The sequence below is a fragment of the Burkholderia sp. B10 genome, from assembly GCF_004368385.1.
GTDB classification, from domain to species: Bacteria; Pseudomonadota; Gammaproteobacteria; order Burkholderiales; family Burkholderiaceae; genus Burkholderia; species Burkholderia vietnamiensis.
On the sequence record NZ_PQMX01000002.1, the window covers coordinates 173349 to 198761 of the forward strand.

General features: G+C 67.7%; 20 protein-coding genes. 9 read left to right on the forward strand and 11 right to left on the reverse strand.

The genetic code is table 11. The features are described 5' to 3' along the window. Window positions 1-67 precede the first annotated feature (67 nt). Window positions 68-1102, forward strand: a complete 1035-nt coding sequence (locus C3Y15_RS01990) for a folate-binding protein YgfZ (RefSeq protein ID WP_011885042.1) — start codon at window positions 68-70, stop codon at window positions 1100-1102. A gap of 76 nt (window positions 1103-1178) precedes the next feature. Continuing rightward, the gene (locus C3Y15_RS01995; RefSeq protein WP_014723141.1) at window positions 1179-2033 is read left to right on the forward strand and encodes an NRDE family protein; all 855 of its coding nucleotides are present in this window, start codon (window positions 1179-1181) and stop codon (window positions 2031-2033) included. Window positions 2034-2056: 23 nt separating this feature from the next. On the opposite strand, the gene C3Y15_RS02000 is transcribed toward C3Y15_RS01995, so the two are convergent. From C3Y15_RS02000 to C3Y15_RS02015, 4 genes are all read right to left on the reverse strand, one after another. Beyond that, a complete protein-coding gene (locus C3Y15_RS02000) occupies window positions 2057-2509 on the reverse strand; it encodes a GNAT family N-acetyltransferase (protein ID WP_014723142.1) in 453 nt (150 codons plus the stop codon). A gap of 41 nt (window positions 2510-2550) precedes the next feature. Beyond that, a complete protein-coding gene (locus tag C3Y15_RS02005) occupies window positions 2551-3513 on the reverse strand; it encodes an alpha/beta hydrolase (RefSeq protein ID WP_011885045.1) in 963 nt (320 codons plus the stop codon). 232 nt (window positions 3514-3745) lie between these two features. Continuing rightward, on the reverse strand, window positions 3746-4225 hold the full coding sequence (locus C3Y15_RS02010; protein ID WP_011885047.1) for a PaaI family thioesterase: 480 nt from the start codon (window positions 4223-4225) through the stop codon (window positions 3746-3748). After that, entirely contained in the window at window positions 4222-4539 is a 318-nt protein-coding gene (locus C3Y15_RS02015) for a Dabb family protein (protein ID WP_034195362.1), read from the reverse strand. The genes C3Y15_RS02010 and C3Y15_RS02015 overlap by 4 nt, the downstream gene beginning before the upstream one ends. 428 nt (window positions 4540-4967) lie before the next feature. Between C3Y15_RS02015 and C3Y15_RS02020 the strand changes: the two genes are divergently transcribed. Beyond that, window positions 4968-5540, forward strand: coding sequence for a GNAT family N-acetyltransferase (locus tag C3Y15_RS02020; protein ID WP_034195361.1), 573 nt, complete (start codon window positions 4968-4970; stop codon window positions 5538-5540). Window positions 5541-5758: 218 nt separating this feature from the next. Here C3Y15_RS02020 and C3Y15_RS02030 read toward each other — a convergent pair whose 3' ends face one another. Next, window positions 5759-6598 carry a TrmB family transcriptional regulator gene (locus C3Y15_RS02030; protein ID WP_011885050.1) on the reverse strand — a complete coding sequence of 280 codons (840 nt, stop codon included), beginning with the start codon at window positions 6596-6598 and terminating at the stop codon, window positions 5759-5761. A gap of 117 nt (window positions 6599-6715) precedes the next feature. Here C3Y15_RS02030 and C3Y15_RS02035 point away from each other — a divergent pair, with 117 nt between their 5' ends. The 3 genes from C3Y15_RS02035 to C3Y15_RS02045 all read left to right on the forward strand — a co-directional run bounded on the left by C3Y15_RS02035 (window position 6716) and on the right by C3Y15_RS02045 (window position 9056). Continuing rightward, complete coding sequence (locus tag C3Y15_RS02035) at window positions 6716-7081, forward strand: RidA family protein (RefSeq protein WP_059461298.1); 366 nt, start codon at window positions 6716-6718, stop codon at window positions 7079-7081. Next, window positions 7078-8316 (forward strand): MFS transporter, encoded by a 1239-nt coding sequence (locus tag C3Y15_RS02040; protein ID WP_124259644.1) that lies wholly within the window; start codon window positions 7078-7080, stop codon window positions 8314-8316. Before C3Y15_RS02035 ends, C3Y15_RS02040 begins: the two co-directional genes overlap by 4 nt. Before the next feature lie 194 nt (window positions 8317-8510). Beyond that, the gene (locus tag C3Y15_RS02045) at window positions 8511-9056 is read left to right on the forward strand and encodes a hypothetical protein (protein ID WP_046426906.1); all 546 of its coding nucleotides are present in this window, start codon (window positions 8511-8513) and stop codon (window positions 9054-9056) included. 196 nt (window positions 9057-9252) lie between these two features. Here C3Y15_RS02045 and C3Y15_RS02050 read toward each other — a convergent pair whose 3' ends face one another. Then, window positions 9253-10644, reverse strand: coding sequence for a lipase family protein (locus tag C3Y15_RS02050; RefSeq protein WP_124259643.1), 1392 nt, complete (start codon window positions 10642-10644; stop codon window positions 9253-9255). A 224-nt stretch (window positions 10645-10868) separates the two neighbouring features. Here C3Y15_RS02050 and C3Y15_RS02055 point away from each other — a divergent pair, with 224 nt between their 5' ends. Both C3Y15_RS02055 and C3Y15_RS02060 read left to right on the forward strand, forming a co-directional pair. Further along, window positions 10869-13136, forward strand: a complete 2268-nt coding sequence (locus C3Y15_RS02055; protein WP_124259642.1) for a right-handed parallel beta-helix repeat-containing protein — start codon at window positions 10869-10871, stop codon at window positions 13134-13136. A gap of 779 nt (window positions 13137-13915) precedes the next feature. After that, the gene (locus C3Y15_RS02060) at window positions 13916-16045 is read left to right on the forward strand and encodes a hypothetical protein (protein WP_124259650.1); all 2130 of its coding nucleotides are present in this window, start codon (window positions 13916-13918) and stop codon (window positions 16043-16045) included. A gap of 81 nt (window positions 16046-16126) precedes the next feature. Here the strand turns inward: C3Y15_RS02060 and C3Y15_RS02065 are convergent, their stop codons facing one another. The 5 genes from C3Y15_RS02065 to C3Y15_RS02085 all read right to left on the reverse strand — a co-directional run bounded on the left by C3Y15_RS02065 (window position 16127) and on the right by C3Y15_RS02085 (window position 23654). Then, a complete protein-coding gene (locus C3Y15_RS02065) occupies window positions 16127-17527 on the reverse strand; it encodes a sensor domain-containing diguanylate cyclase (protein ID WP_011885057.1) in 1401 nt (466 codons plus the stop codon). A 312-nt stretch (window positions 17528-17839) separates the two neighbouring features. Then, window positions 17840-19018, reverse strand: coding sequence for an acetyl-CoA C-acyltransferase (locus C3Y15_RS02070; RefSeq protein WP_059461301.1), 1179 nt, complete (start codon window positions 19016-19018; stop codon window positions 17840-17842). A 43-nt stretch (window positions 19019-19061) separates the two neighbouring features. Then, window positions 19062-19694 (reverse strand): bifunctional nicotinamidase/pyrazinamidase, encoded by a 633-nt coding sequence (gene pncA / locus C3Y15_RS02075; protein WP_124259641.1) that lies wholly within the window; start codon window positions 19692-19694, stop codon window positions 19062-19064. Window positions 19695-19739: 45 nt separating this feature from the next. Further along, window positions 19740-21824, reverse strand: a complete 2085-nt coding sequence (locus tag C3Y15_RS02080) for a 3-hydroxyacyl-CoA dehydrogenase NAD-binding domain-containing protein (RefSeq protein WP_124259640.1) — start codon at window positions 21822-21824, stop codon at window positions 19740-19742. A 186-nt stretch (window positions 21825-22010) separates the two neighbouring features. After that, window positions 22011-23654, reverse strand: a complete 1644-nt coding sequence (locus tag C3Y15_RS02085; protein WP_124259639.1) for a 3-(methylthio)propionyl-CoA ligase — start codon at window positions 23652-23654, stop codon at window positions 22011-22013. A 175-nt stretch (window positions 23655-23829) separates the two neighbouring features. Here C3Y15_RS02085 and C3Y15_RS02090 point away from each other — a divergent pair, with 175 nt between their 5' ends. After that, window positions 23830-25398, forward strand: a complete 1569-nt coding sequence (locus C3Y15_RS02090; RefSeq protein ID WP_045579009.1) for a protein adenylyltransferase SelO — start codon at window positions 23830-23832, stop codon at window positions 25396-25398. Window positions 25399-25413 lie beyond the last annotated feature (15 nt).

A 25413-nucleotide genomic window follows, 5' to 3' on the forward strand; every position in this document is an offset into this window, starting at 1 on the left:
CTCGGGTAAGACCCATATAATACTTGCTCGCCTTCGTCAAAGTCAGGGTTGACTGTTCCCTCATTCCATGAGCACACCGTTCGCTTCACCGGCTGCCCAGCCCGCATCCGCCTCGCTCCCCGTTTTCCCCCGCCCGTCCGCCGCCGATTTCGACGCGCCGGCCGCGTGCATGCCGCTTGCGCAGTTCGGCGTGATCGACGTGGCCGGCGACGACGCCGCGACGTTCCTGCACGGCCAGCTCACCAACGACATCGAGCATCTCGATGCGGCCAGTGCGCGCGTGGCCGGCTACTGTTCGCCGAAGGGCCGGCTGCTCGCGTCGTTCCTCGCGTGGCGCGAGGGCCACGGCGTGCGCCTGCTGGTGTCGAAGGACGTGCAGGCCGCCGTCCAGAAACGGCTGTCGATGTTCGTGCTGCGCGCGAAGGCGAAGCTGTCGGACGCGAGCGACGCCGTCGCGGTGGTCGGCTTCAGCGGCGACGTGCGCGACGCGCTGTCGGGCGTGTTCGACGCGCTGCCCGACGGCGTGCACGTGAAGGTCGACGGCCCGGCCGGCGTGCTGATCCGCGTGCCGGACGCGGCCGGGCGCAAGCGCTACCTGTGGATCGGGCCGCGCGCCGAGGTCGACGCGCGCATCGCCGCGCTCGCCGGCACGCTGCCGGTCGTGTCGCCGGCCGTGTGGGACTGGCTCGACGTTCGCGCGGGCGAGCCGCGCATCACGCAGCCGGTCGTCGAACAGTTTGTCCCGCAGATGGTCAACTTCGACGTGATCGGTGCCGTTAACTTCAGGAAGGGGTGCTACCCGGGCCAGGAAGTCGTCGCGCGCAGCCAGTATCGCGGGACGATCAAGCGCCGCACCGCGCTCGCGCACGTCGCCGGCGAGACCGACAGCGTGCATGCCGGCGTCGAGCTGTTCCACAGCGACGACCCCGGCCAGCCGTGCGGGATGATCGTCAACGCGGCGGCCGCGCCCGCGGGCGGCGTCGATGCGCTGGTCGAGATCAAGCTGGCCGCGCTCGACAGCGGCAGCGTGCACGTCGGCGCGGCCGACGGCCCGGCGCTCGCCTTCGACACGCTGCCGTACGCGTGGCCGACCGACGCGTAGCGCACCGCCAACCCGTTCGCACGCCGGTTCGCCCTTCGCGGCCGGCGCCCGAGCTTTCCTGCGAGAGATTCGCCCGATGTGTCTGATTGCCTTCGACTGGCAGCCTGATGCCGCCGCCGGTCCTGTATTTACGCTGGCCGCCAACCGCGACGAGTTCTTTCGCCGGACGAGTGCGCCGCTTTCGTGGTGGGAAGACGTGCCGGGCGTGCTGGCCGGCCGCGATCTCGAAGCCGGCGGCACATGGCTCGGCGTGTCGCGCGACGGCCGCTTCGCCGCGCTCACGAACTACCGTGCGCCGTTCGACATTCGCGCCGGCGCGCCGACCCGCGGCAAGCTCGTGTCGGATTTCCTCGGCGGCCCGGGCGTCGCGCCGCTCGATTACCTCGGCGCACTGGCCGAGCACGCGGCCGTCTACAACGGCTTCAACCTGCTGGTCGGCGACTGGAAGCGGCGCGAGCTCGCGTGGCTCTGCAATCGCGCGGCCGAAGGCGAAAGCCGTGTCGCCGCGCCGATGGCGGTCGGCGCCGGCGTGCATGCGCTGTCCAACGCGCGGCTCGACACGCCGTGGCCGAAGGTCGTGCGCAAGCGCGCGGAACTCGGCACGCTGCTGACCGACAACGCGACGCCGTCGCTCGACGAACTGATCGACCTGTTGCGCGATCCGCGCGTCGCGGACGACGACGCGCTGCCGCACACCGGCATTCCGCTCGAGCGCGAGCGCGCGCTGTCGGCCGCGTTCATCGAGACGCCCGAATACGGCACGCGCGGCACGACCGCGCTGCGCGTGACGATGAAGGAAGGCGTGCGGCTCACGGTCGACATCAAGGAGCGCTGCGACGACGACGGCTCGCATCGCACCGTCCGCCCCGGCACGTTCGAGCGCGCGTTCACGTTCGACATCGACGCGACACCGCCGCGCGCCGTCCGCTGACACGCGTCGCTGGGCGTTAGGCGCTATGGCGCGCGCACCATCTCGACGTGCGGCACGCCGAGCGCGTCGAACGGTTCGCCGATCGTCGTGAAGCCGTGGCGCAGGTAGAACGGCACCGCTTCGTCCTGCGCATAGAGCCGCACGAGCGGCTCGCCGCGCTGCCGCGCCGCCTCGAGCAGCGCATGCAGCACGGCGGAACCGGCGCCTTGCCGGCGCGCGTCCGCCAGCACCGCGACGCGGCCGATCGTGCCGGTGCGCAGCAGCCGCCCGGTCGCGACCGCGCGCCGTGCGCCGCTCGCCCGATCGACGCGGTACGCCACCGCGTGCAGCGACAGCGGATCTTCATCGTCGAGCTCCCACTCGGGCGGAATCCGCTGCTCGCGCACGAACACCGCATCGCGGATCCGCGCGGCATCCGCGCCGAGCACCGCCCAGTCGCCCGTCTGCGTTTCCGTTTCGACCCAGCCGTCCGTCATCGCTTCCTCCGCGCGACGCCGGGCGCCGCCCGCCGCCGCCGTCAAACGCCGTCGAAGGCGGCCCGCAGCGCCGCCGTCGCGTCGGCATGCGCGGCGCGCACCTCGGGTATGTAGCCGCCCATCTTGAAGAACTCGTGGATCATCCCCGGATAACACACCAGCGCGACCGTATTGCCGGCCGCGCGCAGCTTCTGTGCGTACGCGGCGCCCTCGTCGCTCAGCGGGTCGTATTCCGCGGTCGCGATCCACGCCGGCGCGACGCCGGCGAACGACGACGGCGCGCCGCGCGTGCCGTCGAGCGGCGCGAAGCGCCAGTCGTCGCGGTCGGCCGGCTCGCGCACGTATTGCGAGAAGAACCACTGGATCGTGTCCTGCGTCAGCAGGTAGCCGTTCGCCAGCCGCGCGTGCGATTCGGTCGCCTGGTGGCCGGTCACGCCCGGATAGATCAGCAGTTGCAGCGCAAGATGGATGCCCGCGTCGCGCGCCAGCACCGCGCACACGGTCGCCAGCGTGCCGCCCGCGCTGTCGCCGCCGACCGCTAGCCGCGCGGCGTCGATGCCGAACGCGGCGGCCTCGCGATGCAGCCAGCGCAGCGCGTCTTCGGCATCGTGCACGGCGGTCGGGAACTTGTGTTCCGGCGCGAGCCGGTAGTCGACCGACAGCACCGCGCACTGCGCGTCGCGCGCGAACATCCGGCACAGCGCGTCGTGCGTGTCGACGCTGCCGACCGTGAAGCCGCCGCCGTGGTAGTAGACGAGCGCCGGCAGCGGCTCGGCGAGGCTCGGTGCGACCGGCAGGTAAAGCCGTGCGCCGATCGTGCGGCCGTCGCGGGTCGGCACGACGCAGGCGTCGACCGAATGCATCGGCGCCGGCGCGACGTCGAGGATCGGCGCGCTTTTCTCGTACGCGGCGCGCGCCTGCTGCGGCGTCTGATGATGATAGGACGGACGTTTGGCACGCTCGATCATGTCGAGCACCTGCGCGATCTTCGGATTCAGCGGCATCGGTGAGGACGGCGCGCGCGGCGCCGTGAACGGACAAGCGTCACATGATGCCATGCGCCGAGCCGTTGGGCGGCGGCGGCACTGCGGAGGGTGTGGCGAAGGCTGCGGCCGAGGTGTGCGTGAGGCAACGATGGCTTCGTTTGCCGCGCACTGCCGAGCCGGCGGCGCGCCGGACGCGCCGCGCAAAATGAAACGGCCCTGCCGTGATCGGCAGGGCCGTGCGTGCGGACGCTTACGCGTCGCTCGGGCCCGGATGGGCGTCGGGCGCCGTGCGCGTGCGTTGCCGCTTGATGTCGCGGCCTACCGCGAGCCGCCGCATGTACTTGAACGTGCCGAGCGCTTTCGCAACGAAGTTGCCGTCGCTGTCGCGCACTTCGCCTTCGCAATACGCCATCGTCGTCGAGCGATGCATCACGCGGCCGTACGCGCGCAATTCGCCGCGACCCGGCTGCATGAAGTTCACCTTCATCTCGACCGTCACGACGCCGACGCCGTCGTCGGTCAGGCTGCGTGCGGCCATCGCGAGCGCGATGTCGGACAGCGTCATCGTCACGCCGCCGTGCGCGATGCTCCACGTGTTCATGTGCCGCTCGTCGAGCGGCAGCACGATCTCGCTCGCGCCGTCCTTCGCGCTGACGAGCCGCACGCCGAGCAGATCGACGAACGGGCTTTCGATCGACGGGCCGTCCGTCGGAGATGCCGCGTCGCTCATCGTGCTGCGTTGTCGCACAGATAGTCGACGCACTGGCGCGATTCGGCCACCGCCATCACGAATTTCTTCACTTCCTGATGGACCGGGTGAACCTGGTACGCATCGAGCGCGGCCTGGTCCGTGAAATCGGACACCAGCACGATGTCGGACGTCGCTTCGAGGCCCGGCGTCGCGACGCCGACGTCGAGTTGCAGGATGCCCGGTACGAGGTCGCGGCAGCCTTCGAGCTTTTCTTTCAGCTTCAGCGCGTTCTGTGCGCGCGTGCCGCCCTCGGCGGATTCCTTCAGCTTCCACATGACGATATGTCTAATCACTTCGTTCGCTCCTGTTCGTGTTGGTTCGGCGATTTGCCTGGAACCCTTGCCAGTCGGGCGTTGGACGCCCTTTCATCGTTCGCTTTCGTTCGTCGGAAGTCGCGTCCATCCGAGAAAAAAGGGGTGTCACTTCGACCATCCAGAGACGATACGCCTTTTTCACCGTGCCACTTATCGACATCAGGATCCGACGAGCGAAGGCAGACAACAAGCCTACCAAACTTACCGGCGGCAATGGACTGTATCTGTTGGTGAAGCCGTCCGGCTCCACCACGACGCGGAGTAGTCATCGGACGCCGCAACTCTCCGTGCGATGGAGCCGATCTGGTCATTCATCGCGCGAGCGTACTAGTCCAAGACAAGAGCAACGAATCCGCTCGGCTGCGCTATCTTCGAGTCCTCGGATTCTCCTCCTCGTCAATCGCCCGATGAAACCTGCTTTAAGCGAACCGTCCGACATTCTGATCACTGAGCGTCTGTCGATACGGCTAGCGAGCCGCCGACATGCGTCCGCTTTGCTGGGATATTGCATTGCCAATCGCGCACATTTGTCGCCATGGGAACCGTCCCGGTCCGAATCGTTCTACACGTTGCCGTCGATTGAGGCACGGCTCGAATCCATGGAAAGGGAGATCGCGGCTGGGCTCGCCATACATCTGTTGTTGTTCGACAAAGAGGAAGACCGGCTGATCGGCGACTGCAATTTTACGAACATCGTACGAGGGCCGTTCCAGGCATGTCACCTTGGCTTCTCGATTGCGCATGATCATGAGGGACGCGGGTTGATGCGCGAATGTCTCTCTACCGCTATCCAATATGTGTTCGCCGAACTCGGGTTACACCGTGTCATGGCGAACTATCGACCCGAGAACAAGCGAAGCGCGCAGTTGCTCAATAAGCTGGGCTTCGAGCAGGAAGGCATCGCGCGCGCCTACTTAAAAATAAATGGCGTTTGGGAGGATCATGTCCTGACGTCACTGATCAACCCAGCGGACGTCTGATCTCTCATCAAGGGCCGCCTTGCCACGCTCACGTCTGACGGCTCGATCACGTATCGGGCTGGAATCAAGCAGCGGCCACCTGATCGCCACATCGGCCCATCGAGCGGCGACGTCCACAGGTTGTAATCCGTGCGGCGCATGACCAGCGGCTTGCGCCCCTGCTCCTTCGCCCGGTCGATGCGCCGTGCGTCCGTCACGCCCTCGCCCGGCTCACACGCCTAACCGCCGCCACCCTCTTTCACCCGCTTCCCCGAAACCGGCCGAAGCATCGCCCGCATCGCGCGACTCGTCAGCAACTTCTCGTATGCCGCCGAAGGCATCGCATCGATCATCAGGCGGCCGCTGACGTCGGCCTTGATGTACTCGACGGCCAGCAGCGCAATGACCGGGTTGGTTGTCACCGTGGCCTGATCGGGCGTGTGGTCGCCGAACTCGGCCACCACCGCATCGTCTTCATCTGCGACCACCACCGCAAGGCGACGGCCGGACAGGCGCAGTCTCGCGCTGGCCCCACATTCGGCCATGTCGTACGTGTGCGGCCCTTTCAACGTCCGCTTGCCATAGATGGCGACATGGGTGTCGATCCCCCGCCCGCTGGCCGCTTCGAGCAGCGGGCCCAGTTCGTCGAGCTCCTCGTCCCAGATACCGGCGAACAGGCTGGTCTGCGCATTCGAGATCACCCGCGCAAAGGCCTGCACGATCGACTCCGCGCCACTGAGCGACCAGACCAGCCCCGGTTCCTGTTGAACCGGCAGCCGATCCAGCGCGGACGCTGCCGACTCGAGGTCGGCGTTGAAGCGCGAGCGCAGCTCGGCCAACAGTGATGTGTGCGGCACGGCCGCGTACCGCACCGGCTCCGAGCGGTTGACGAGTACGGCCCCCCGTGCTTCCAGCCGAGCCAGCGTCTCATACACCTTCGAGGCCGGCATCGATGCCCTGCGCCCGACTTCCGCTCCCGTCAGCGCGGCCTGACCAACCAGGGCCGCGTATGCCTGCGCTTCGTACTGGGTGAATCCCAGTCGCGTCATGGAAGCGATCAATTCTGCGTCTGCCGTCATTCGGGACTCTTTTCTGTGGAAAGGGAGTTGACTAACTACCGCAGTAGTATACGATCGCATTCAACTACTACCCAAGTAGTTGTTCCAGAACCATCTTCTCATCGAAGGACGATCCATATGCGTCAACTCATCAGCACCGGCTCCCCGTGGGAACCGAAGGTCGGTTACTCGCGGGCCGTGATCGTGAACGACACGATCTACATTTCAGGGACGGCCGGCAAAGGCCCGGACGTCTACACGCAAACGCGGGATGCACTCGCCACTGTCGAGAAGGTGCTGCTCGACAACGGATTCCGGTTGGAGGACGTGGTGCAAAGCCGGCTGGTCGTCGCGGACTTCGAACACTGGGAAGACGCTGCGCGTGCGCACGGCGAGGTCTATGGCGAGATTCGACCGGCATTCTCGCTCGTGCATGCGCTGCCGTTCGTCGACGACGCGATCCTCGCCGAAGTCGAGGCCATTGCCGTCAGGGCCGGCAAATGACGGGCCGGGCCGAGCAGAACGCGCGGCTGTCGGGCCGCGCGGTAGCGGTGCTTTCGATCGCCGCGGGCGGCGCCATCGCGAACGACTACGCGATGCAACCGGCGCTTTCCTTCATCGCCGCCGATTTCGGGGTGCCGGTCGCACCGATTACCGCCGTCGCGTCCGGCGCGATGATCGGCTATCTGCTCGGCCTGGTGCTGCTCGTGCCGCTGGTCGACAAACTCAGTCCGCGCACGTTGATTCCGGAGCAGCTTGCGGCGCTCGCGTGCGCGCTGGCGCTTGCCGCGTACGCGCCAGGCCCGGACGCGCTGATTGCCTGCTTCGTTGTCATCGGCGCGACGACGACGGTTGCGGCGCAAAGCAGCGCCGTCGTCGGCAAGTGCGCCGATCCGCACCGCCGCGCGCGGCTCATGGGGACGATCTCCGCCGGCATATCGGCGGGGATCTTGCTGAGCCGATTCGTGGGCGGCGTTCTCGCGCAGTGGTATGGATGGCGAGGCGCGCTGTTGACGTTCGCGGCCTTCGCGGTCGTTTCAGCCCTTTGCGTCATGCCATTACTACCCGCGCAACGGCCGCCCGGGCATACGGGCTACTTCTCGACGTTGCGTTCGATGCCGTCGTTGTTGCGGGCCTCCCGGCAGCTGCGGTTGCGCATCTATGCCGGGATGCTGTGGTTCCTTGCTTTCAACCTGATCTGGGTCGGGCTTGCGGTGCGGCTCGCCGCGCCGCCGTACAACCTGGATGCGGCGGCCATCGGACTGTACAGCCTCGCCGGACTCCTCGGCCTCGTCGTCACGCGTGTCGCGGGGCGCCTGGCGGACGGGTTCGGCAGCCGCACCGTGATCGTCTGCGGCCTCGCGGTTGCGGCGGCGTCCGCATGTGCGCTGACCGTCTCGCTCGGCCACCCAGCCGCGACGGCGGCCGCGCTGGCCGTATTCGATGCCGGTTGTTTCGCCGCCCAGGTCGCCAATCAGGCCAGCGTCGTTGCGATCGAGCCGGCGCGAGCCGGCGCATTGAACTCGGCGTACCTGACCTTCTACTACGTCGCGGGCGCGATCGGTACGGCCATCTCAGGTCTCGTCGTCACCAGCGCCGGTTGGGAGCCGCTCGTCTTGTTGGCGGCGATTTCAACGGCCGCGGCCGCCATGATCGGCGCGCTCGTCGTTACGTCCGTGCCGGCTCGGAATCGCGCCGACCTTCAACCACACAATGGAGGCACCGGGCAGATTCGATGATCACGCATCGAATAGCGGAATTTTCGCGGACCGCTAGAGCGTGCTCAACGAAAGCGCGGAAGTCTTGCCGAAGCGACCTGAACCAAGCAAGATTCCGGTGACCGGTCGGCGAACCATGACCCGTGCGCGCCACCATCGAGCAACACATCGCCCCGCTGTCGGCAGCGATGGATTCACACCACGTGGAACACCCCATGAACTCCCGTTCAGCAGCAGTCGTCGCGGCGTCGATGTCCATCGTGTTCGGCATGGTCGTCGCCTCGCCGCCCGCCTTTGCCGAAGTCACGCCACGCCAGCAGGACGTCGCCCGACACGGCGCGCAGGTGATGCCGTTCTCGCTCGCGGCCACGACCCATATCTTCACGAAGACCGCCGACGGCGGCATCCAGCGGGTCGTCACCAAGCGTCGCGACGCAAAGCAGACCGCGCTGATCCGCGAGCATCTGGCCACGATCGCGCGTCGCTTCTCGTCAGGCGATTTCGGTGCACCGGAGCAGATCCACGGCGCCGACATGCCGGGGCTCGCCGCATTGCGTACGGCACAGCCGGGCGAGCTCGAGATCGACTATCGGGACGTGCGCGACGGCGGCGAGATCGTCTACCGCAGCGAGCAGCCGCGTCTGATCGCGGCGCTTCACGACTGGTTCGACGCGCAGTTGTCCGATCATGGGCACGATGCGAAGGCCGGGCACGATCACGACGCGATGCATCACCACCCTGCCGACGAATCGACGCCGTAAAGATCGCCGCCACGAAGCGCGCATGTGAGTTCCCGAAACGCAGGCGCGACATCCGTTCTTCACTGCCATCCCGACTGAAGGCCATCAGCCCGTCGCGCTCGCCGCCCTTTCCACCGTGGCCCGTTCTATTGAACCGGCACGTTGCCGAGACGGAACCCGGCGAACGCGCAGCCTTGGGCCGCCGGCCCAAATGCGCTCATCGCAGCCCGTCGAACCACGCGAGAATGTTCTCGGCTCCGCCGAGCGTCGACGCATCGCCGTACAGCCCGGCGAGAAACGTCCCGCGATGGCTCGCCGCCGGGACGGCCACCCCGCTCACGTAGGAACCGCCCGCCGCGAGTACCGGATACACCATCGCCGGATGAATCGCTTCATCGGCAAGCCCGTAATCGAAGCGGATCGGACTGTCGTAATTCCAGTAAGTCGCGCGATTGGCCGCGAGCTGCCGAAGAAACGCGCTGTTTTGCGTGGCCGTGTAGTGCTCGAAGAAGCCAGGATTCAACAACCCGGCGCCGGTCGGCAGCGACTTCGCCCGCTCGGCGTCGAGCGTGTAATCCGACCAGTACTGCGCCGCGAGGTGCTGAAACTCCGGCCGGATCGCGCTTTTCATCAAGCCTTTCAGCCCGTACTGCAACTCGTAGCTGCCGAGCGTGACGATCATGCAGAGCGAGATCCAGTCCGGAAGCGCCGGATAGGCCTGTACGCCGCGCGGAAGCGCAAACGTCTGCGCGCCGGCCCAGAACCGCCATGCCTCGCTGAGGTCGTTGAACGGGCTGGCGACGGCCGTTGCGGCGATCGGCCGCGACTGCTTGCGCAACGCCTGATGCAGCCATTGCGTGTTGAGCGCGCCTTGCGACCAGCCGTGCAGGAACAGTTTCGACGGCGCGACGCCCAGCGCGCGCATCGCGGCCTCGCCTGCCGTCAACACGTCGACGCAGGTGCGCACCGTCACGTCCTTGACCGCATACGCTTCGCCCCGGCCATCGCGGAACGGCCCCTTGCCGACGTAATCGGCGGCGATCACGGCATAGCCCTGCGCCGCGAACCGATGCACGTTGAAGAGCGTTTCGAGCGAGTCGGCGGCGTCCGTCAGTTGACGGTCGGGGTCGGCGAGCAGAACGAGATTGGACGGCACCTGATCGAACGACAGGATCGTGCCGTGCTGCCACGACACGAGCGGCAGCTTGCCGCTTGCGCCGACCGGCAATGCCAGCAGCCCGCTGACCTTGATCTTCTCGCCGCTTTGCGGGTTGACGGTGTACGTGACGAGACGATGCAGGTCGACGTCGAAACGCGCGCCGTGGGTTTTCGCGTCGAACGCAGGGAGTATCGCCGGCTTGTTGAACAGCAGATACGCGTCCGCGACCAGCTTGTCGAGCCGTGCGGCACTGACCCGGCATGAACGGTCGATCCCGGCGTGGCCCGCCTCGTTGCCCGCCGCATCGGCCGCCCGCGCATTCGCCAATCCGATCGCGACCGCGCCGGCGCCCAGCATCAAATTGCGCCGCGGACGATTGACCGCGCCATTCGATGCAGCGTGTTCCTGTTCGGGCGAAAGCGCCGTCAGGACCTTTTCAAACAACGACATGGGGAAACTCCCTGATACCTCGAAGAAGCCGCGGGTTCGGCCCGCGGCGACGTGCGCCGTCTCGATGGCGATGGTCGATCTTGATCTCTGTTGGTTGCATCGCCATTGATCTGAGTTAAAGCAAAACCGCTTTCCCGCTTCCAGACTTGCGACATTTGCCGGTAGCCGTGCTGCGCAGGCGCAGCGCCGGACGACATGACGTGACGAGGAGATCTGAAGTGGACATGCATCGCCGACAAGCAATCCGGGCCATCTCGGCCGCGTGTGCCGGTATCGTCGCGCACAGCTGGGGCGCGCACGCTGCGTCCTTGCCGGGCAAGCTCTGGTACGTGGACCAGCGCGCCGCATCAGGCGGAGACGGCAAGACCTGGCGCACCGCATTCCAGTCGCCGCGCGACGCGCTCGCGGCCGCGTCGGCCGGCGACGAAATCTGGGTCGCGCACGGCACCTACCATCCGCATCCGGACGACGCCACGCAATCGTTCACGCTCAAGGCCGACGTCGCGCTGTACGGCGGCTTCGCCGGCGGCGAAACCGCACGCGACCAGCGCGATTACGCGCAGCACGTCACGACGCTCAGCGGCGACATCGGCAACGGCGATCGCACCCGCAACACGCACACCATCGTGATGGGCGCGGATCGGGCCGTGCTCGACGGCTTCACGATCGCGCACGCGTACGGCGCCGACAAGCCGCGCCTGCATCTGACGCCGGACGACATCCTGAAGGGCGACATGGTGGTCGGCGGCGGCATGCGCAACTTCATGACGAGTCCGGTCGTGCGCAACTGCATCTTCCGGAACAACTTCTCGCCGAAAGGCGGCGCCGTCTACAACGTCCACAAGCCCGGCGCCGAGCAGGCGACGTTCACGAACGTCGAGTTCGTCGACAACGAGGCCAGTCAGCGCGGCGGCGCGGTCAGCAACGACCTCGGCGCGATGCCGGTGTTCATCGACTGTCGTTTCGTCGGCAACCGCAGCCAGGACAAGGGCGGCGCGATCTACAACGATTTCGCGTCGACGCCGCTGCTGTTCAACGTGCTGGTGACCGGCAACGAAGCGACGACGGCCGGCGGCATCGGCAACGACGGCGGCTCGTCGCCGCTGCTCGCGAACGTGACGATCGTCGGCAACAAGGCGACCAGCGGGCTCGGCGCCGGCCTCTATCAGGGCACCGGCGCGAACAACAATCCGATCATCGTGAATTGCAGCATCGACGACGTCTACAACTGGCACGAGGACATCGTGGCCGCGCTCGGCTCGCACGTGCCCGCCGGGCAGACGCTGCCGCTCGCCGACTTTCTGCCGATCAGCAATCTCGACGGCCAGGTCCGCGCGGCCGATCTCGCGCCGCTGCCGACCGGCGTCGGTTATCAGCCGCGTCCGTACGGTGCGCAACTGCTGAAGGCGCCCGTGGTCGCGACGCTCGTACAGTTCTATTCGCGCAACGAGGGCGTGGTCGAATACCGCGGCGAGTACACGCGGCCCGTCGTGACGCGTGACGCGGTCGCGGCCAAGGTGATCCACGTCGTGCCGGCATCGGCGTCGGCGACGCAGGACGGCCTGTCGTGGGCGACTGCGCTGACCGACCTGCAGGCCGCCATCGATCTGGCGTCGGTTTCGAAGGCCGCCGTCTGGGTGAAGGCCGGGCGCTATCATCCGGCGCGGCGCGACGCGGACCGGATTGCCGCGTTCACGCTGTATGACGGCGTCGAGGTGTATGGCGGCTTCGCGGGCACCGAAACCGACGTCGCACAGCGCCGCCGCGACGCGGCGCCGACGGTGCTCAGCGCGAAACTTGCCGCGGGCGACGATCGCTATCCGCACGTCGTCTACGGCGCGAATCAGGCCGTGCTCGACGGGCTGACGATCCGCGACGGCAACGCGGTGGGCTTCACCTACAACGGCAAGGGCGGCGGACTGCTGGCTTATCACGCAGGCAAGACGTATCTGCCCAACGGACTCAAGGCATACCGGGCCGGACGCGCGCTCGAGTCGTACAGCGATCCGGTCGGCTTCACGATGACCGTGCGCAACTGCCGGTTCGAACGCAACGAGGCGCTCGAAGGCGGCGCGATCTATGCGTTCGGCAAGGCCGTGCTGACGATCGTCGACACCACGTTCGACGGCAACCGCGCGATCTACGGCGGTGCGGTGCTCGACCGCGAGGGCGTGACGGCGACGCATCGGCGCTCCGCGTTTCTGCGCAACGCGGCCACGCACGACGGCGGCGGCGCGTACGCGGACTACGGTTCGCTCGTCACGTTTCGCGACACGCGGTTTCAAGCGAACGCCGCACGCCGCAACGGCGGCGCGATTTACATGATCAGCCGTGCGTCGCAGGTCGGCGCGACCAACGTCACCGTCACGAACGGCGAGTTGCGCGGCAACACCGCAGCGGCCGGCGCGAGCATCTACGACCTCGATGGCGGAACGCTGTCGGTCGTGGACACGCACTACCCGTCCGGCTCGATCCACCAGCCCAAAAGCTGACATCCGCATAGGGCTTCGGGGAAGGATGCGCCGCTGCTGCCCGCTGGAGCCGGGCGGCGCGGCGGGACTGGGCTTTACGGCGGCAATTGCCGCAGGTGTCGCCGTCTCGCGCTCGTAGCCGTGAACGGCGTACCACGACCGCAACGGCGCGAAGGCTCGGCGACTCCGGCAGCCCGCACGTGCTGGCGAAAGCGACGTCCCGATGGAATGCGGGCAATCGCATGCAATGGCCGCAATCGCAAAGTCGTTGTGCATTGCAGCCCGAAATGAGCCGCTCCGGTTCGGTATCGATTACGGGGTGCCGTCGATATTTACCCGCCACATTCGCTATTTATCAGCATTCCATTATCAAGCGAGCCACATTTACATATTTAGTCGATTCGTCGAGTAACAATTACAATTTTCGATAAATAAGCGCACTCGAATCTCGACAACCCGATATTGACTTCGACTTCCGCCGATATCTAGAATCGCCTGCACCATCTTTCAACCGAGTTTGCGTTTGCACGTGGACCGCTCGTTCACTCAGGTCGCTCGCCGTATCCGACAGCGTTTCGCCGGTGCTTCACGCACATCGCGACGAGCAGGCCGTCTTTTTGCTTCCGCTTCGAAATTTATCGCGCGTCCGACTAATTCCCAATCAATTCGCGCCGCGTATCACACGACGATTAAAACGGGCATTTGAAGAATGCCCGCAATGCCACGCACAACGGCCGGAGCATTCCGCCGATTCGAGCATGCCGATAACAATCGCAGTCGTCAGGAGGGTCGTTATGAAGATTCATCGCTTCGCGAAATCGCTGTGTCTCGGCTTCGTCTGCGCCGCCCTGCTCGCCGCGTGCAACGACGACGACGTCCAGTCGAGCGGCCCGCCGCCGTCGTCCAGCGCCGCGCTGTCGTTCCGGATGGATGCGGGCGGCCAGATCAACGCGTTCTACCGGCAGGACCAGGTGGCCGCCCATCTGCTGGTGCGCTCGTCGACGAAGCCGCGTCTGCTGGTGGTGTTTCCGGCCGGCAACAGCGGCACCGGGCTGTGGTTCGACGACACCGCGCAGCCGGTGAACTGGAGCCTCGACACGCCGCCGTCGGCGCTGTCCGCGCCCGACGCGCACGGCCGTCCGCTGTACGGCATCGGCGCGGACGTGTCGGTCGACACCGACACGCTGACGATCCACCAGGGGCTGCTCAGCAGCGTGCGCTTCCTGCGCGACTTCAACGGCGGCGCGACGATCCCGGCGGAGATCGTCACCGCGCCCGCCGTCCAGGGCAGCGCCGCGCAATGGCAGCGCGACCGGATCGACGGCGCGCCCGGCTATGCGCTGCGCATCACGCTGCGCGACGGCGGCAGCATCGCGACGGCCGCCGGCGGCAAGCTGGTGCTGCGCGCGGCAGCCGGCTCGCATACGCTGAAACTGCACGTCGACGCGTTGTCGGGCGAGTCGCCGCTGTCGCCGATCGCACGCGCCGAGCTGTTCGCGCCGTCCGTGAATCCCGACCCGGTGAGCCAGAACGTGCTCGAATTCATCAGCTTCCACGACAAGCTGCTGGCCGGCTCGTGGCAATACGACACCTACTTCGGACGCGACACGCTGATCTCGGTGCGCATGCTGATGCCGGTGCTCGAACCCGCCGCGATCGAGGCCGGGCTGACGTCGGTGCTGAGCCGCCTGTCGGACGACGGCAAGGTCGCGCACGAGGAAGGCATCGGCGAGTTCGCGCTGATCGACAACGCGAAGCACGGCCGCGCGAACGACGCGACGCCGACCTACGACTACAAGATGATCGACAGCGACTACCTGCTCGCGCCGATCGCGGCGGCGTGGCTGGTCGACGACGCGCGCGGCCAGGCGCGCGCGGCGGCCTACCTCGCGCAACGCGGCAGCGACGGCCGCACCAACGGCAGCCGCCTCGTCGTGAACCTGCTGCACGTCGCGACCACTGCGCAGCCGTTCGCGCAGCAGCCGTCGGTCGCCAACCTGATCCATCTGCGTGACGGCGAGATCGTCGGCAACTGGCGCGACAGCACCGACGGGCTCGGCGGCGGCGTCTATCCCTACGACGTGAACGCCGTGCTCGTGCCGGCCGCGCTGCGCGCGGCCAATGCGTTCCTCGCGCGCGGCCTGCTCGATCCGTACCTGGACGCCGGCCAACGCGCCGCGCTCGCGAACACCGCGGCGGAGGCGGCCGTCTGGGAGCAGCAGGCGCCGCCGCTGTTCCAGGTCAGCGTGCCGGCCGCGCAGGCGGCGGCCGACGTGTCCGCCTATGCGCCGAGCGCCGGCGTGCCGGCCGGCGCCGCGCCCGGCGCGCCGCTGACCTTCTACGCGCTGTCGCTCGATCAGCAAGGCACGCCGATCCCGGTGATGAATTCCGACGGCGGCTTCGCGCTGCTGTTCGGCACGCCGCCCGACGCCGAGCTGCAGCGCATCGTCGCCGACGTCACGCGGCCGTTCCCGACCGGCCTCGTCACCGACGTCGGCATGCTGATCGCGAACCCCGCGTATGCCAGCACCGCGCTATGGCCGAAGTTCACGAGTTCCGCGTATCACGGCACGGTGATCTGGTCGTGGCAACAGGCGATGTGGGTGGCCGGGCTCGACCGTCAGCTCGCACGCCAGGATCTGTCGGCCGCGACGCGCACGCTGCTCACGCAGGCCCGGCAGACGATCTGGCAGGTGATCTCGAACGGACGCGACATGCGCACGTCGGAAATGTGGACGTGGTCCTATACCAACGGCCAATACCACGCCGATGCGTTCGGTACGCGCAGCGCCGATGCGACGGAGGCCAACGCCGCGCAGCTTTGGAGCACCACGTATCTGGCGATCCGCGATCCGCAACTGCGTGCGGGCAAGTACTGGTGGCAGGCGTCGCAGCAAATGGAAACCGCGACGGCGGTCGCGGCGCGCTGACCCGCCAAGGACGCGCGACCGGCACGAGCCGCATGGCGCGCGTCCACCTCCGTGGCCTTTTCAGCGCGCGGCGCGCGACGATCAATGCGCGACGACGCGATTGCGTCCGTCGCGCTTCGCCTGATACAGCCGTTCATCGACCACGCGCAGCAACGCGTCGACCGTACTGCCGTCGACGCCGTACTGCGCGACGCCGACGCTGACCGTCACCTGCACGCGCTTGAAGTCGAGCCCGAACGGCGAGCTGGCGATCGACGAGCGCACGCGCTCGGCCGTCATGCGTGCGCCTTCGAGCGGCATGTCGGGCAACAGCGCCATGAACTCCTCGCCGCCCACGCGCGCGAGCGCACCGGTCGGCCGGATCGCTTCGAGACACTGGCGCACGACGCCGCGCAGCACTTCGTCGCCGATCTGGTGACCGTACGCGCCGTTGATGTTCTTGAAGTTGTCGAGGTCGAGCGCGAGCAGGCAAAACGGTGTGCCGTCGCGCTCGGCCCGCTGGATCTCGCGCTCGACCTGCGCGATGAACTGGCGGCGATTCGATGCGCCGGTCATCGGATCGGTGGCCGCCATGTATTCGAGCTTCTGGTTCGTGCGGCGCAGTTCCTGCAGCGCGCTCTCGGTGCGCGCCATCGATTCGGACAGCCGGCTCATCAGGTCTTCCTGGCTGTAGATCGCGGAGAACGAGCGGGTGGACTGCAACGCCTGCACGACGCCGTAGCTGAGCAGAAAGAAACCGCCCGCGAAGATCGCATGCGCGAGCCACCACATGTGGTTCCACGGCTTGCCCAGAATGAACGCGAGCGACGACAGCGCGAACGCCATGATCGACATGCCGTAGATCACCATCAGCGGCGAACGGATGCGCCGCGTGAGCAGTACGCCGACGTTCAGCAACGAGAACACGAGCGCGCCGCCTTCCATCGACAGCCGCGTGCCGAGCGCGCCGGCGACCGGCGAATACGCGATGTATGCAACGGCCGCATCGATCAGCAGGAACGCCACGATCCAGGGCAGCCAGGTACGCGCGCGCGTGCGCTTCTCGACGCGATCGGGCGGCTGGAAATACGACAGCAGGCCCGTCAGCAGCAGCATCGCCATCACGAGCCGCGACGCGGGACCGTACAGCAGGAACAGCCAGATATTGTGATGCGCCATCCCGGTGAACAGGCCGTGCAGCGCGTAGATCATCGCGAAGCCGAGAAAGCCGAGCGTGAGCCAGCGCAGCAACGGCTCGCCGGAGGAGCGGTAGCAGACCCACGTGACGTAGGTGACGAAGGCGCCCTCGAGCGTCGCCGCAGCGATCGCGAACTCATGGAAGGCGTGATTCTCGAATACGACGCGCGGGTCGCTGAAGAACCACAGATAGCCGATCAGATAGGCCGGCAACAATGCGAATGCGACCAGCAGGCATTTCGCGTAGAGCTTCGCGGCCGCACTGACGACGCGCGGCGGTTCCCCGGCTGCATAGGTCGTGCTCAATTCGATCCCCGTTCGGTCTGCTGCGTGGTGCGAACGTCCGCGGCGCCGGACACGCGCGCTGCATCGTGCGCGTCGGCAGCCGGCGACGCATCGCGCGCATCGGGACGACGCGCGCCGGCCCATCCGGCCGAAAGGCAAATGTCAGAGCAAGTATAGGTGCGGCAATTCGTTTGACAAGTAAGGGGAAACGGCAGCATCGCAGCCGCGCCGTTTGCTTCCCCATCCTTACGAATTGCGGACGAATCTCGCCGATTCGCGACGCGGTTACGGCGGCCGCTGAAACGCGCCGCCGCAGCCGCCGCGCCGAAAAAATCAGACGATTTCGAACAGGCCGGCCGCGCCCTGCCCGCCGCCGATGCACATCGTGACGACCACGTATTTGACGCCGCGCCGCTTGCCTTCGAGCAACGCATGGCCGGTGAGGCGCGCACCCGACACGCCGTACGGATGGCCGACCGCGATCGCGCCGCCGTTCACGTTGAGACGCTCGTCGGGGATGCCGAGCGTATCGCGGCAGTACAGCACCTGCACGGCGAACGCTTCGTTCAGTTCCCACAGGCCGATGTCGTCGATCTTCAAGCCCGTCTGCTTCAGCAGCTTCGGCACCGCGAACACCGGACCGATGCCCATCTCGTCCGGTTCGCAGCCGGCCACCGCGAACCCGCGGAACACGCCGAGCGGCTGCAGCCCTTCGCGCTGCGCGATATCGGCGTTCATCACCACGCATGCCGCCGCGCCATCCGAGAACTGGCTCGCATTGCCCGCGGTGATCACGCCGCCCGGCACGGCCGACCGAATCTTCGACACGCCTTCGAGCGTCGTGTCGGGCCGGATGCCTTCGTCGGCCGACACCGTCACTTCCTGCGTGTAGAGCCGCCCGGTCGCTTTGTCGGCGATGCCCGCGCGCACGGTGATCGGCACGATCTCGTCGCGAAAGCGCCCGGCTTCCAGGGCGGCCGCCGCACGCAGCTGCGAGCGCACGCCGTATTCGTCCTGACGCTCCTTGGCGATCCCGTAGCGCTTCGCGACGTTCTCCGCGGTCTGCAGCATGTTCCAGTAGATCTCGGGCTTGTGCTCGACGAGCCAGCCTTCCTGGATCATGTGCCGGTTCATTTCGTTCTGCACGCACGAGATAGACTCGACGCCGCCCGCGACGTACACGTCGCCCTCGCCCGCGATGATCCGCTGCGCGGCGAGCGCGATCGTCTGCAACCCTGAAGAACAGAAACGGTTCACCGTCATCCCCGGCACGCTGACCGGCAGCCCGGCGCGCAGCGCGATCTGCCGCGCGATGTTCGCGCCGGTCGCGCCTTCGGGGTTCGCGCAGCCCATGATCACGTCCTCGATGCGCGCCGGGTCGAGCTTCGCGCGTTCGAGCGCGGCCGCGACCACGTGGCCGCCGAGCGTCGCGCCGTGCGTCATGTTGAATGCACCGCGCCACGACTTCGCGAGCGGCGTGCGTGCGGTCGATACGATTACGGCTTCGGTCATGCGAGTCTCCTTCGGTCCTGCTTCATGTACTGATGGAAATGCGCTACGCCGCCGGGCGCGCGCTCGCGGACGCCGCACGTGCGACGCCCGCCGCCTGCATCTGCTGCCACGCGTGCGCGAGCGAGCCGTTCAGGTCGATCGCGCGGCACGCATCGTCGATCACCGCGGCGTCGAAACCGGCCGCGCGCGCATCGAGCGCCGACCACGCGACACAATAGTCGGTCGCGAGGCCGCAACACCACACGCGCTTCGCGCCGAGCTCGCGCAGATAGCCGGCGAGCCCCGTGCGCGTCGTGCGATCGGCTTCGACGAACGCGGAATAGCTGTCGACCTGCGCATGCCCGCCCTTGCGGATCACGAGCCGCGCGTGCGGTATGTCGAGGTCGCGATGCAGGGCCGCGCCTTCGGTGTCCTGCACGCAGTGCACGGGCCACAACACCTGCTCGCCGTACGGCAGCTCGAGCGTCGAGAACGGCGTGCGGCCGGGATGGTTCGCGGCGAACGACACGTGCTCGCGCGGATGCCAGTCCTGCGTCAACACGACCTGCTCGAAGCGCTGCGCGAGCGCGTTGATGACGGGCACGACCGCGTCGCCGTCCGGCACCGCGAGCGCGCCGCCCGGCATGAAATCGTTCTGCACGTCGATCACGAGCAACACGTCTTCGGTTGATTTCATTGCGTTCCTCCGTGCAGGCGGCGCTCGCGCCGCCGCGTGCGGCCGTCAGCCATTGAAGCCGCGCCCGGCCTTCGCCAGCTCGACGATCGACGGCGCGAGCCGCCATGCGTCGCCGTTCGGCGCGGCCGCGTAGCGGCGGATCGCGCGCTCGACGTTGTAGAGGCCGACGGTGTCCGCGTACAGCATCGGGCCGCCGCGCCACAACGGGAAGCCGTAGCCGGTCAGGTAGACCATGTCGATGTCGGATGCCTTCGACGCGATCTTCTCCTCGAGGATCTTCGCGCCTTCGTTGACGAGCGCGAACACGAGGCGCTCGACGATCTCGTCGTCGCCGATCTTGCGTCGCTCGACGCCGCGCTCGTTCGAATAGGCGACCACCATCTCGTCGACGAGCGCCGACGGCTTCGCGGTGCGCTCGCCCGCCACGTAGTCGTACCAGCCGCCGCCCGTCTTCTGGCCGAAGCGGCCGAGTTCGCACAGGCGATCGGCGATCTTCGAGTAATGCAGGTCCGGCTGCTCGACGTAGCGGCGCTTGCGGATCGCCCAGCCGATGTCGTTGCCGGCCAGGTCGCTCATCCGGAACGGCCCCATCGCGAAGCCGAACTTCTCGATCGCGCGATCGACCTGCGCGGGCAGCGCGCCTTCCTCGAGCATGAACAGCGCCTGGCGGATGTACTGCTCGATCATCCGGTTGCCGATGAAGCCGTCGCACACGCCGGACACGACGGCCGTCTTGCGGATCTTCTTCGCGACGGCCATCACGGTCGCGAGCACGTCCTTCGCGGTGTTCGCGCCGCGCACGACCTCGAGCAGCTTCATCACGTTCGCGGGGCTGAAGAAGTGCATGCCGACCACGTCCTGCGGACGCTTCGTGAACGCGGCGATGCGGTCGATATCGAGCGTCGACGTATTCGACGCGAGGATCGCGCCGGGCTTCGCGACGGCGTCGAGCCGGCCGAACACCTGCTCCTTCACGCCGAGTTCCTCGAACACGGCCTCGACGATCAGGTCGGCATCGTGCAGATCGTCGTAGGACAGCGTCGGCGCGATCAGCGCCATGCGCGCATCGAGCTTCTGCTGCGTGAGCTTGCCCTTCCTGACCTGCGCGTCGTAGTTCTTGCGGATCGTCGCGAGCCCGCGGTCGAGCGCCTCCTGCGTCGTTTCGAGCAGCGTGACCGGCAAGCCCGCGTTGACGAAGTTCATCGCGATGCCGCCGCCCATCGTGCCGGCGCCGACCACGCCGACGCGGCGAATCTCGCGCACCGGCGTATCGGCCGGCACGTCGGGGATCTTGCTCGCCGCGCGCTCGCCGAAGAACGCATGCCGCAGCGCGCGGCTCTCCGGCGTCATCATCAGCGCGACGAAGCCGTCACGCTCCGCAACGCTGCCCTTGTCGAAGCCGTGCAGCACGCCGGCCTCGATCGCGTCGATGCACTTGTGCGGCGCGGGGAAATTCGGCGCGGCCGCCCGCGCGGAATTGCGTGCGAACTGGATGAAGCCGGCGGCGTTCTCGTGGACGATCTTGCGATCGCGCACGCGCGGATGCGGGCCGCTCTGCGCGCCGGCCTGGCGCGCGAACGCGACGGCGGCATCGAGCAGGTCGCCGTCGGCCATCGCGTCGAACAGCCCGCTCGTCGCGAGTTGCTCCGACGGCACCGGCGCGCCCGACACGATCATGTTCAACGCGGTTTCGAGGCCGACCGCGCGCGGCAGCCGCTGCGTGCCGCCCGCGCCGGGCAGCAGGCCGAGCTTCACCTCGGGCAGCGCGATCTGGGCGCCGGGCGCGGCGATCCGGTAGTGCGCGCCGAGCGCAAGCTCGAGCCCGCCGCCCATCGCGACGCTGTGCAGCGCCGCGACCACCGGCTTCGCGCTCGCCTCCACCGCGCGGATCACGGTGTGCAGCGTCGGCTCCTGCAGCGCCTTCGGCATGTTGAATTCGGTGATGTCCGCGCCGCCCGAGAACGCGCGCCCCGCGCCGGTCAGCACGATTGCGGTGACGGCCGGATCCTGCGCGGCGCGTTCGAGGCCCTCCATGACGCCCTGGCGCGTCGACAGGCCGAGCCCGTTGACGGGCGGATTGTTGAGCGTGATGACGGCCACGCCGTCGCGAGTCGTGTAATCCACTGCCATCTGCCTGCCTCCATGCATCGCGCGCCACGGTGGCTGCGCTGGATTGTGCGCGGTCGAACGGCCGCATGTCCGGATCGAACGGAGGCAGCATACAACGAAAAAGAACGGTCGTTCAATTTGAATTTTGCGACGATGCGGGGCGCGATTGCGCCGCCGCGCCGCAGCAGTCCCGGCCGTCGCCGGCGCTTACTGAGCGCCGACCGCGGTCGGCAGCACGTAATCGCGGAACGTTTCGCGCAGCTTCAGCTTCTGCAGCTTGCCGGTCGCAGTGTGCGGCAGCGCGTCGACGAACACGACGTCATCGGGCACCCACCACTTCGCGACCTTGCCGTCGAAGAACGCGAGCAGTGCGTCGCGCGTCAGGTTCGCGCCGTCGCGCGGCACCACGACGAGCAGCGGCCGCTCGGTCCATTTCGGGTGCGCGCACGCGATGCACGCGGCTTCGGCGACACCCGGGTGCGCGATCGCGACGTTCTCGATGTCGATCGAGCTGATCCACTCGCCGCCGGACTTGATGACGTCCTTGCTGCGATCGGTGATCTGCAGGAAGCCGTCGTGGTCGATCGTCGCGACGTCGCCGGTCGGGAACCAGCCGTCCGACAGCGGCGACGCGTCGCTCTTGAAGTAGCGGTCGATCACCCACGGGCCGCGCACCTGCAATTCGCCGAACGCGACGCCGTCCCACGGGAGTTCGCGGCCGTCGTTGCCGACGATGCGCATGTCGACGCCGCAGATCACGCGCCCCTGCTTCTCCAGCAAGCGGCGCTGCGCATCGCGCGGCCGCTGCGACTGCGCCCAGTTCAGCGTCGCGAGCGTGCCGAGCGGCGACAGCTCGGTCATCCCCCACGCATGGATCACGCGCACGCCGTATTCGTCCTCGAACGTGCGCAGCATCGCCGGCGGACACGCGGAGCCGCCGATCACCGTACGGTTCAGCGTCGAAAAGCGCACGCCGGCCTCGCGCATGTAGTTGAGCAGCCCGAGCCACACGGTCGGCACGCCCGCGGAGAAGGTCACGCGTTCGGCTTCCATCAGTTCGTACAGCGACTTGCCGTCGAGATCCTTGCCGGGCAGCACGAGCTTGCCGCCGGTGAGCGGCACCGCGTACGGCAGCCCCCATGCGTTCACGTGGAACATCGGCACGACCGGCAGCACCGCGTCGAGCGCCGACAGGTTCATCGCGTCGGGCAGCGCGGCGCCGTATGCGTGCAGCACCGTCGAGCGATGCGAATACAGCACGCCCTTCGGATTGCCGGTGGTGCCCGACGTGTAGCAAAGGCCCGACGCCTGCTGCTCGTCGAGGCGCGGCCAGTCGTAGCGGCCGTCCTCGGCTTCGACGAGCGTCTCGTAGCACAGGTACGGCGTGCTGCCGGCCGGCAGGTGTGCGGCATCGGTCATCGCGATCCAGCCCTTCACGTGCGGGCACTGCGGCGCGATGGCGTCGACCAGCGGCGCGAAATTGAGGTCGAACAGGACGTAGCGGTCTTCCGCGTGATTGACGATATAGGCGATCTGCTCGGGAAACAGACGCGGGTTGATCGTATGGCACACGGCGCCCATCCCGCCGATTCCGTAGTAAGCCTCGAGATGCCGATAGCCGTTCCACGCCAGCGTGCCGACCCGCTCGCCCGCCTCGACGCCGAGCCGCGCGAGCGCCTGCGCGACGCGCTTCGCGCGTTGCTCGCAGTCGTGGTACGTGTAGCGATGCAGGTCGCCTTCCACGCGGCGCGACACGATCTCGGTGTCACCTGCATGACGCGCGGCATGCGCGATCAGCGACGACACCAGCAACGGCATATCCATCATCTGGCCCAGCAACGGCTTACCCATCGTCTTGTTCTCCGGAAGGACGCGAATCGGTGACTGGCCCCGCAGCGCTGCGCGTGCGCGCCGCCGTGCCCGGACCCGGGCCCAGGCCCGAACGGCCGCCGCGCGCGGCGCGCGGGCCGCCATGCGGGCGGCGCGACGCCGCCTTACAATATCGGCTTACCCAGAGGCGCTCAACATGTCGTTTTCCCGAAGCGCAGCCGATCCGGCTGACACTCTTCCCGACCTCGCCGCGACGCTCGCGGCGCCCGGCGACGACGCGTTCGTTGCGCTCGGCGACGCGTTTCATACGCGGCTGCCGGCCGCGCCGCTGCCCGCGCCGTACGTCGTCGGCTTCTCCGCCGAAGTGGCGCAACTGCTCGGCCTGCCGCCGTCGCTCGCGGCGCACGCGCAATTCGCCGAGCTGTTCGCCGGCAATCCGACACGCGACTGGCCGGCCCACGCGCTGCCGTACGCATCGGTGTATTCGGGCCATCAGTTCGGCGTCTGGGCCGGCCAGCTCGGCGACGGCCGCGCGCTGACGATCGGCGAGCTGCCCGGCAGCGACGGCCGGCGCTACGAACTGCAGCTCAAAGGCGGCGGCCGCACGCCGTATTCGCGCATGGGCGACGGGCGCGCGGTGCTGCGCTCGTCGATCCGCGAATACCTGTGTTCGGAGGCGATGCATCACCTCGGCATTCCGACCACGCGCGCGCTCACGGTGATCGGCTCCGACCAGCCGGTCGTGCGCGAGGAGATCGAGACGTCGGCCGTCGTCACGCGCGTGTCCGAGAGCTTCGTGCGCTTCGGCCACTTCGAGCACTTCTTCTCGAACGATCGCCCCGACCTGCTGCGCCGGCTCGCCGACCACGTGATCGAGCGCTTCTACCCCACCTGCCGCGAAGCCGACGATCCCTACCTCGCGCTGCTCGAAGCCGCGATGCTGCGCACGGCCGACATGGTCGCGCAGTGGCAGGCGGTCGGTTTCTGCCACGGCGTGATGAACACGGACAACATGTCGATCCTCGGCGTCACGATCGACTACGGCCCGTTCGGCTTCGTCGACGCGTTCGATGCGAACCACATCTGCAACCACTCGGACACGAGCGGACGCTACGCGTACCGGATGCAGCCGCGCATCGCGCACTGGAACTGCTACTGCCTCGCGCAGGCGCTGCTGCCGCTGATCGGCCTGCAGCACGGCATCGCCGACGACGATGCGCGCGCCGAACGCGCGGTCGACGACGCGCAGGCCGTGCTCGCGAAGTTCCCGGAGCGCTTCGGCCCGGCGCTGGAGCGCGCGATGCGCGCGAAGCTCGGCCTCGCGCTCGAGCGCGAGCACGACGCCGAACTCGCGAACCAGTTGCTCGAAACGATGCACGCGAGCCACGCAGACTTCACGCTGACGTTTCGCCGGCTCGCGCAGCTGTCGAAGCACGACGCGAGCCGCGACGCGCCGGTGCGCGACCTGTTCATCGATCGCGCCGCGTTCGACGCGTGGGCGAACCTCTACCGCGCGCGGCTGTCGGAGGAAACGCGCGACGACGCGGCCCGCGCGGCCGCGATGAATCGCGTGAACCCGAAATACGTGTTGCGCAACCATCTGGCCGAAGTCGCGATCCGGCGCGCGAAGGACAAGGACTTTTCCGAAGTCGAACGGCTCGCGCAGATACTGCGCCGCCCGTTCGACGAACAACCGGAACATGAACCGTATGCGGCATTGCCGCCCGACTGGGCCGGGTCGCTCGAAGTGAGCTGCTCGTCGTGATGCGCACGACCCGGC

Coding starts and splice junctions, on each gene's coding strand:
- C3Y15_RS01990 (WP_011885042.1), top strand. CDS start 68: ATGAGCACACCGTTCGCTTCACCGGCTGCCCAGCCCGCATCCGCCTCG.
- C3Y15_RS01995 (WP_014723141.1), top strand. CDS start 1,179: ATGTGTCTGATTGCCTTCGACTGGCAGCCTGATGCCGCCGCCGGTCCT.
- C3Y15_RS02000 (WP_014723142.1), bottom strand. CDS start 2,509: ATGACGGACGGCTGGGTCGAAACGGAAACGCAGACGGGCGACTGGGCG.
- C3Y15_RS02005 (WP_011885045.1), bottom strand. CDS start 3,513: ATGCCGCTGAATCCGAAGATCGCGCAGGTGCTCGACATGATCGAGCGT.
- C3Y15_RS02010 (WP_011885047.1), bottom strand. CDS start 4,225: ATGAGCGACGCGGCATCTCCGACGGACGGCCCGTCGATCGAAAGCCCG.
- C3Y15_RS02020 (WP_034195361.1), top strand. CDS start 4,968: ATGAAACCTGCTTTAAGCGAACCGTCCGACATTCTGATCACTGAGCGT.
- C3Y15_RS02030 (WP_011885050.1), bottom strand. CDS start 6,598: ATGACGGCAGACGCAGAATTGATCGCTTCCATGACGCGACTGGGATTC.
- C3Y15_RS02035 (WP_059461298.1), top strand. CDS start 6,716: ATGCGTCAACTCATCAGCACCGGCTCCCCGTGGGAACCGAAGGTCGGT.
- C3Y15_RS02040 (WP_124259644.1), top strand. CDS start 7,078: ATGACGGGCCGGGCCGAGCAGAACGCGCGGCTGTCGGGCCGCGCGGTA.
- C3Y15_RS02045 (WP_046426906.1), top strand. CDS start 8,511: ATGAACTCCCGTTCAGCAGCAGTCGTCGCGGCGTCGATGTCCATCGTG.
- C3Y15_RS02050 (WP_124259643.1), bottom strand. CDS start 10,644: ATGTCGTTGTTTGAAAAGGTCCTGACGGCGCTTTCGCCCGAACAGGAA.
- C3Y15_RS02055 (WP_124259642.1), top strand. CDS start 10,869: ATGCATCGCCGACAAGCAATCCGGGCCATCTCGGCCGCGTGTGCCGGT.
- C3Y15_RS02070 (WP_059461301.1), bottom strand. CDS start 19,018: ATGACCGAAGCCGTAATCGTATCGACCGCACGCACGCCGCTCGCGAAG.
- pncA (WP_124259641.1), bottom strand. CDS start 19,694: ATGAAATCAACCGAAGACGTGTTGCTCGTGATCGACGTGCAGAACGAT.
- C3Y15_RS02080 (WP_124259640.1), bottom strand. CDS start 21,824: ATGGCAGTGGATTACACGACTCGCGACGGCGTGGCCGTCATCACGCTC.
- C3Y15_RS02085 (WP_124259639.1), bottom strand. CDS start 23,654: ATGGGTAAGCCGTTGCTGGGCCAGATGATGGATATGCCGTTGCTGGTG.
- C3Y15_RS02090 (WP_045579009.1), top strand. CDS start 23,830: ATGTCGTTTTCCCGAAGCGCAGCCGATCCGGCTGACACTCTTCCCGAC.